General features: G+C 72.1%; 7 protein-coding genes. 2 read left to right on the top strand and 5 right to left on the bottom strand.

What is annotated here, in order from left to right:
* Positions 1 to 111: 111 nt before the first annotated feature.
* Positions 112 to 1,242, bottom strand: a complete 1,131-nt coding sequence (locus AMK19_RS04510) for an LCP family protein (protein ID WP_073808174.1) — start codon at positions 1,240 to 1,242, stop codon at positions 112 to 114.
* Between the two features lie 140 nt (positions 1,243 to 1,382).
* On the opposite strand from AMK19_RS04510, the gene AMK19_RS04505 reads away from it, so the two are divergent.
* Together AMK19_RS04505 and AMK19_RS04500 are read left to right on the top strand one after the other, a co-directional pair.
* Positions 1,383 to 2,726 (top strand): UDP-glucose dehydrogenase family protein, encoded by a 1,344-nt coding sequence (locus tag AMK19_RS04505; protein WP_073808172.1) that lies wholly within the window; start codon positions 1,383 to 1,385, stop codon positions 2,724 to 2,726.
* A gap of 28 nt (positions 2,727 to 2,754) precedes the next feature.
* Positions 2,755 to 3,162, top strand: a complete 408-nt coding sequence (locus AMK19_RS04500; RefSeq protein ID WP_073808171.1) for a CoA-binding protein — start codon at positions 2,755 to 2,757, stop codon at positions 3,160 to 3,162.
* A gap of 4 nt (positions 3,163 to 3,166) precedes the next feature.
* Here AMK19_RS04500 and AMK19_RS04495 read toward each other — a convergent pair whose 3' ends face one another.
* From AMK19_RS04495 to AMK19_RS04480, 4 genes are read right to left on the bottom strand one after another with little or no spacing between them, the layout of a single operon-like run.
* Positions 3,167 to 4,000 (bottom strand): MerR family transcriptional regulator, encoded by an 834-nt coding sequence (locus tag AMK19_RS04495; RefSeq protein WP_073808394.1) that lies wholly within the window; start codon positions 3,998 to 4,000, stop codon positions 3,167 to 3,169.
* A 38-nt stretch (positions 4,001 to 4,038) separates the two neighbouring features.
* Entirely contained in the window at positions 4,039 to 5,232 is a 1,194-nt protein-coding gene (locus AMK19_RS04490; protein ID WP_073808169.1) for a dipeptidase, read from the bottom strand.
* A 22-nt stretch (positions 5,233 to 5,254) separates the two neighbouring features.
* A complete protein-coding gene (gene purE, locus AMK19_RS04485) occupies positions 5,255 to 5,782 on the bottom strand; it encodes a 5-(carboxyamino)imidazole ribonucleotide mutase (RefSeq protein ID WP_073808168.1) in 528 nt (175 codons plus the stop codon).
* Positions 5,779 to 6,936 (bottom strand): 5-(carboxyamino)imidazole ribonucleotide synthase, encoded by a 1,158-nt coding sequence (locus AMK19_RS04480; protein WP_143200040.1) that lies wholly within the window; start codon positions 6,934 to 6,936, stop codon positions 5,779 to 5,781. Before AMK19_RS04480 ends, purE begins: the two co-directional genes overlap by 4 nt.
* Positions 6,937 to 6,939: the final 3 nt, after the last annotated feature.

Here is a 6,939-nt window from a genome sequence, read left to right as displayed (position 1 = left end):
CAGCCGGTAGAGGTCGAAGTCCGCTCCGGAGTTCCCAGCCATCTGCTTGTCCCCTTGCGATAGTTACCGCTCAGTAATGCGTGCGGGCCCATCCTAGGCTCGGCGGGTTCGTCAGTCGACGTTGTCGCCGAGGGTGTCGGTGCTGGTGCGGTGCTGGGCGAGGTACTCGTCCATCCGGTCGCCGCGCATCGCGTCCCAGAGCAGGCCGGCCGCGCCGCCGTCCATCAGCACGACGGACTGGCCGTCGATGGAGTCGAAGCCGCCGAAGGGGGCGTTCATGAAGTGGACGCCGTCGGGGCGGACGCCGCGCAGGCTCCAGGCGAGGTCGTAGAGGTCGGTGTTGCTGAGCCGGTCGTCGACGGAGACCACGTCGCCGACGGTGCCGAGCAGGCCGGTGAGCTTGGCGGGGCTGGAGAGGGTGCCGGAGTTCATGGTGCGGAGCATCAGCGCGCGCAGGAAGTTCTGCTGGCGCTTGGTGCGGTCGAGGTCGCCGTTGGGCAGGCCGTGGCGTTCGCGGACGTAGAGCAGGGCCTCGGCGCCGTCCATGTGGTGGGTGCCGGCCAGCCATTCGCGGGCGTCGCCCTTGGCCTCGATGGTGCGGGGGATGGTGATGTCGACGCCGCCGACGGCGTCGGTGAGGGCGCGGAAGCCGTTCCAGTCGATCACCGCGACGTGGTCGATCCGGATGTGCGTGAGGTCCTGGACGGTCTGCACCATCAGCGCGGGCCCGCCCCAGGAGTACGCCGCGTTGATCTTCGCGCTGCCGTGCCCGGGGACGGGCACCCAGGTGTCGCGCGGGATGGACACCACGGAGACGGACTTCCGGTCGGCGGAGATGTGCATCAGCATCATGGTGTCGCTGCGCTGCGCGCCGAGCTGCCAGGCCGGGGCCTTCGCGGCCTGCCCGGTGGTGGGCCGGTCGGCGCGGGCGTCCAGGCCGACCAGCAGGAAGGTCTGGCCGGTGTGCGGGACGGCGGTGGGCTGGGCGGCGCCGCCGGTCGGGAAGGCGTTCGGGATCCGGGCCACCGAGGACGCGTAGTGGTCGGCGGTCCACACCAGGGCGCCGAAGCCGCCGCCGAACAGCACCAGCAGCACGGCGAGGGTCCAGAACAGCAGCCGGCGGCCCCGGCGGCGGCGCGGTGCGGGGTCGGGGTCCTCGGCCGAGGAGTCGTCGTCGCGGTCGAAGATGCTGAGTGGTGCCCGGTCCTCGTCGGCCTCGTCGGGCCGGTCCTCGGCAGTCATGCGCGCATTGTGAACCTTCCGTACAGACTTTCGGGGGGAAACCGTGAAATCTGCCGATCCCGCAGGTGATAGCGGTACCGATACCATCTGTGCGTGCGGCCGTCGCACTGCCTGTACGGCCCGAACGGAAGGGAATGCCAGTGGCTCCGCGGATCACCGTGATCGGTACCGGCTACTTGGGCGCCACCCATGCCGCGTGCATGGCCGAGCTCGGGTTCGAGGTCCTCGGGCTGGACATCGACCGGGACAAGCTGGCGGCGCTGGCCGCCGGCCGGGTGCCGATGTTCGAGCCGGGGTTGTCGGAGCTGCTGCTCAAGCACGTGGAGGGCCACGAGGGCTCGACCGGGCGGCTGCGGTTCACCGACTCCTGGGAGGAGGTCGCGGCCTTCGGCGACGTGCACTTCATCTGCGTGAACACCCCGCAGCGCAAGGGCGAGTTCGCGGCCGACATGAGCTACGTGGACGCCGCGGTCGACTCGCTCGCCCCGCACCTGGACCGCCCGGTGCTGGTGGTCGGCAAGTCCACCGTGCCGGTGGGCTCGGCGAACCGGCTGGCCGCCAAGCTGGCGGCGCTGGCCCCGGCCGGCGAGCAGGTCGAGCTGGCCTGGAACCCGGAGTTCCTGCGCGAGGGCTACGCGGTCGGCGACACCCTGCACCCGGACCGCCTGGTGGTCGGCGTGCGCGGCGAGCGCGCCGAGCCGGTGCTGCGCGAGGTGTACGCGGGCCCGATCGCGGACGGCGTGCCGTTCGTGGTGACGGACTTCGCGACCGCGGAGCTGGTGAAGGCCGCCGCGAACTCCTTCCTGGCCACCAAGATCTCGTTCATCAACGCGATGGCCGAGGTCTGCGAGAGCGCCGGCGCGGACGTCGTGCAGCTGTCGAAGGCGCTGTCCTACGACGAGCGGATCGGCGGCAAGTTCCTGAACGCCGGCCTGGGCTTCGGCGGCGGCTGCCTGCCCAAGGACATCCGGGCGTTCATGGCCCGGGCCGGGGAGCTGGGCGCCGACCAGGCGCTGACCTTCCTGCGCGAGGTCGACTCGATCAACATGCGGCGCCGCTCCCGGATGGTGGAGCTGGCCCGCGAGCAGTGCGGCGGCGGCTTCCTGGGCCGCCGGGTCGCGGTGCTGGGCGCGGCCTTCAAGCCGAACTCGGACGACATCCGGGACTCCCCCGCGCTGAACGTGGCCGGGCAGATCCAGCTGCAGGGCGCGCAGGTCACGGTGTACGACCCGAAGGCGATGGACAACGCCCGCAAGATGTTCCCCAGCCTGTCCTACGCGTCCTCCGCCCTGGAGGCCGTGCAGGGTGCGCACGTGGTGCTGCACCTGACGGAGTGGCAGGAGTTCCGCGAGCTGGACCCGGCGGAGGTCGGCGCGCTGGTCGCCGAGCGCCGCCTGCTGGACGGCCGCAACGTACTGAACGGCGAGGCCTGGCGGGCCGCCGGCTGGACGTACCGGGCAATGGGCCGACCGTTCGCGGAATGACCGCGCGGGCCGGCTCGTTCTCACCGGCATGAGCTACGGAGACGACGCCACCGTCCGGAAGATCCTCACCTCCTCCGGCGACACCTGGGCCGTGGTCGGCCTGTCCACCAACACCGCGCGCGCCGCGTACGGGGTGGCCCGGGTGCTGCAGCGGGCCGGCAAGCGGATCGTGCCGGTGCACCCGAAGGCCGAGACGGTGCTCGGCGAGCAGGGCTACGCCTCGCTCGCCGAGATCCCGTTCCCGGTCGACGTGGTGGACGTGTTCGTCAACTCCGAGCTGGCCGGCGAGGTCGCCGACCAGGCGGTCGCCAAGGGCGCGAAGGCCGTCTGGTTCCAGCTCGGAGTGGTCGACGAGGCCGCCTTCGACCGCACCCGGGCCGCCGGGCCGGACATGGTGATGGACCGCTGCCCGGCGATCGAGCTGCCCCTGCTGTAGGGCGTCAGGCCCCGACGGGGAAGGCGATGTCGCAGACCTCGTCGGCGGGGGCGGCGCTCGCCCAGTCGGCGAAGTACACCTCGCGGCCCGGGCCGGTACGCCGGGTGCCCGCCTGCTCCATCCAGGCGCAGACCGCGTCGTAGGCGGACAGGATCTGCGGGTACTCCACCTGCGCCTTGGTGATGGTGGTGTACGCCTCCCGGTGGGCGGGCTCGGTCCGGTGCGCGGCGGTCAGGCCCTCCGCGCGGGCCGGGTCGATCGGCACGCAGACCTCGACCGGGCCGTCGTTGTCCTCATTGACCTCGCCGTGGTAGATCACGAACGGTGCGGCCGCGACCCCGCCGTGCCCGGCGGCGATCGCCTCCAGCCGGGCGGTGGCGGCCGGGATCCACTCGTCCAGGTCCTGGGGCTTGGCCCGGCGCTGCTCGGTGAGCACCAGCTGCTCGGGGACCTCGCGCTGTTCGATGCGGTACATCTCGTCGATTCCTTCCAGTCCGCTGAGTTGGACGCGGAGGTGTTCGGCCAGCGCCCGCTGCGAGACGGTGCGCCGTTCCACGGCCGCCCAGTACGCGGCGACCCGCTCGGCCGCCGCGGGGCCCGGCAGGGCGAGCACCTCGGCGACCGTGGCGAGCGGCATGTCCAGGCCGCGCAGCCGGGCGATCAGCCGCGCGGTGGCCAGCCGGCCCGCCCGGTAGTACCGGTAGCCGGTGGCCGGGTCGACCAGGTCCGGCGGCAGCAGGCCCTGCCGGTCGTACAACCGCAGCGCCTTCGGCGACAGCAGGCCCCGGCGGGCGAACTCGCCGGTGGTGAGCAGCCGTTCTTCCTCCACGCCGGTCAGCGTGGGGCCTGCCCCAGGGGCAGGGTCAACCAGGTCGTTCACGCGCCGTCCAGCTGCTCCCGGGTGGCGATCGACGGCCCGCGTTCGGCCTGCAGCCGGCGGGCCGCCGTCTCGGCGTCGCGCAGCACCCGGACGGCGTTGTGCCAGGTCAGCTTGGAGAGGTCGGTCTCGGACCAGCCGCGGCCGAGGAGTTCGGCGATCAGCGCCGGGTAGCCGGACACGTCGTCCAGGCCGGCCGGGGTGAACGGGGTGCCGTCGAAGTCGCCGCCGATGCCGAGGTGGTCGATGCCGGCGACCTCGCGCATGTGGTCGAGGTGGTCGGCGACGTCGGAGACGGTGGGGACCGGGCGCGGGCGGGCCTCCGCGAAGGCGCGCTGCACGGCCTGCCCCTCCGGGGAGGTGTCGAACGGGCTGAAGCCGTGCGCGGTCATGTTGGCGTCGGCGGCGTACGTCCACTCGATGGCGTCGGCCCGCACGAACATCGGCACGAAGGTGACCATCGCGACGCCGCCGTTGCCGGGCAGCGCGGCCAGCACGTCGTCGGGGATGTTGCGCGGGTGGTCGCAGACGGCGCGCGAGGAGGAGTGCGAGAACAGCACGGGCGCCTCGGCGACCCGCAGCGCGTCGCGCATGGTGTCGGCGGAGACGTGCGAGAGGTCGACCAGCATGCCGAGCCGGTTCATCTCCCGGACCACCTCCTCGCCGAACGCGGTGAGGCCGTTGTGCACGGGCTTGTCGGTGGCCGCATCGGCCCACGGCACATTGGAGTTGTGGGTGAGCGTCAGGTACCGCACGCCGAGCGCGTACAGCGCCCGCAGGGTGGCCAACGAGGAGTTGACGGAGTGCCCGCCCTCGGCGCCCATCAGCGAGGCGATCCGGCCCTCGGCGCGGGCGCTCTCCACGTCGTCGGCGGTCAGCGCGAGCCGCAGGTGCTCGGGGTGGCGCTCGGTCATCGCCCGGACGAAGTCGATCTGCTCCAGGGTGGCGCTGACCGCGCTGTCGCCGGACAGGTCGGCCGGCACGAACACCGACCAGAACTGCGCACCGACCCCGCCCGCCCGCAGGCGGTCGAAGTCGGTGTGCAGCCGGTGGCTCTGATCGGCCGCCAGGTCGACGGCGTCCAGGTCGTACCCGGCGATGGCGCGCATCGCCCACGGCAGGTCGTTGTGGCCGTCCACCACGGGGGCGGTGCGGAGGACGGCCCTGGCACGCTCGATCAGTTCGGGAGTCATCCTCCCGTTCTACTACGTGCGCCTACTTCCCGAAGCCGAACGATTCGCTTCCCGCCACCTTGGCCCGCAGCTTGCGGCCCTTCTCGGTCGCCTGGTTGTTCAGCTCGGCCTGGAACTCGACCATCTTCTCGGCGAGTTCGGCGTCGAACGCGGCCAGCATCCGCACCGCGAGCAGCCCCGCGTTGCGCGCCCCGGCCACCGAGACGGTCGCCACCGGCACCCCGGCCGGCATCTGCACGATCGACAGCAGGCTGTCCATCCCGTCCAGGTACCGCAGCGGCACCGGCACCCCGATCACCGGCAGCGGCGTCACCGACGCCAGCATCCCGGGCAGGTGCGCCGCCCCGCCGGCCCCGGCGATGATCGCCTTCAACCCGCGCCCGTGCGCCTGCTCCCCGTACGCGACCATTTCCCGGGGCATCCGGTGCGCGGACACCACATCGACCTCGTACGGAATCTCGAACTCGTCGAGCGCCTGCGCGGCGGCCTCCATCACGGGCCAGTCGGAGTCCGAGCCCATCACGATGCCGACAAGAGGGGACTGCGTCATTCGGTGATCGTTCCTCGCAGGTAGGCGGCCGCGTGGCGGGCGCGCTCGCGGACGTCTTCGAGGTCGTCCCCGAAGACGTTGACGTGGCCGACCTTGCGGCCGGGCTTCACGTCCTTTCCGTACATGTGGATCTTGAGGCCGGGGTCACGGGCCATGCAGTGCAGGAAGGCGTGGTACATGTCGGGGTAGTCGCCGCCGAGGACGTTGACCATGACGGTCCACTTGGCGCGGGGTCGGGGGTCGCCGAGGGGGAGGTCGAGGACGGCCCGGAGGTGGTTCTCGAACTGGGAGGTGACCGCGCCGTCCTGGGTCCAGTGGCCGGAGTTGTGCGGGCGCATGGCGAGTTCGTTGACCAGGATGCGGCCGTCGCGGGTCTGGAAGAGCTCCACGGCGAGGTGGCCGGTGATGTCGAGGTCGCCGGCGATGCGCAGGGCGAGCTGCTGGGCCTCGTCGGAGAGGGCCGGGTCGAGGTCGGGCGCGGGGGCGGTGACCTCGGCGCAGATGCCGTTCTCCTGGACGGATTCCACGACCGGGTAGGCGACGGCCTGGCCGCTGGGCGAACGGACCACGTTGGCGGCCAGCTCGCGGACGAAGTCGACCTTCTCCTCGGCGAGGACGTCCACGCCGGCGAGGAAGGGGGCGGCGGCCTCGGCCTCGTCCTTGACGACCCAGACGCCCTTGCCGTCGTAGCCGCCGCGCACGGTCTTCAGGACGACGGGGTAGCCGTCGCCTTCGCGCGCGAAGGCCGTGACGTCGGCCGGGTCGGCGACGATCCGGTGCCGGGGGCAGGGGACGCCGATGGAGTCGAGCTTGGCCCGCATGACGCCCTTGTCCTGGGCGTTGACGAGCGCCTCGGGGCCGGGCCGGACGGCGACGCCCTCGGCCTGGAGGGCGCGCAGGTGCTCGGTGGGCACGTGCTCGTGGTCGAAGGTGATGACGTCGCAGTCGGCGGCGAAGGCCCGCAGCACGTCGAGGTCGCGGTAGTCGCCGTACTCGGTGGTGCCGACCACCTGCGCGGCCGACTCCTGGGGAGTGTCGGCGAGGAGTTTGAAGCGGATGCCCAGCGGAATGCCCGCCTGGTGCATCATGCGGGCGAGCTGCCCACCGCCGATGACTCCGACCACTGGAAAGTTCGCATTGCCCGCTACAGTCACGCG

It is taken from the genome of Kitasatospora sp. CB01950 (assembly GCF_001905465.1).
In the GTDB taxonomy this organism is placed as follows: Bacteria; Actinomycetota; Actinomycetes; order Streptomycetales; family Streptomycetaceae; genus Kitasatospora.
Note: the sequence above shows the minus strand (reverse complement) of the source record. Positions and strands in the feature narration are given on the sequence as shown.

Bases quoted from the DNA above. Each gene is read 5' to 3' on its own strand.
- AMK19_RS04510 (WP_073808174.1), bottom strand. From the start codon at position 1,242: ATGACTGCCGAGGACCGGCCCGACGAGGCCGACGAGGACCGGGCACCA.
- AMK19_RS04500 (WP_073808171.1), top strand. From the start codon at position 2,755: ATGAGCTACGGAGACGACGCCACCGTCCGGAAGATCCTCACCTCCTCC.
- AMK19_RS04490 (WP_073808169.1), bottom strand. From the start codon at position 5,232: ATGACTCCCGAACTGATCGAGCGTGCCAGGGCCGTCCTCCGCACCGCC.
- purE (WP_073808168.1), bottom strand. From the start codon at position 5,782: ATGACGCAGTCCCCTCTTGTCGGCATCGTGATGGGCTCGGACTCCGAC.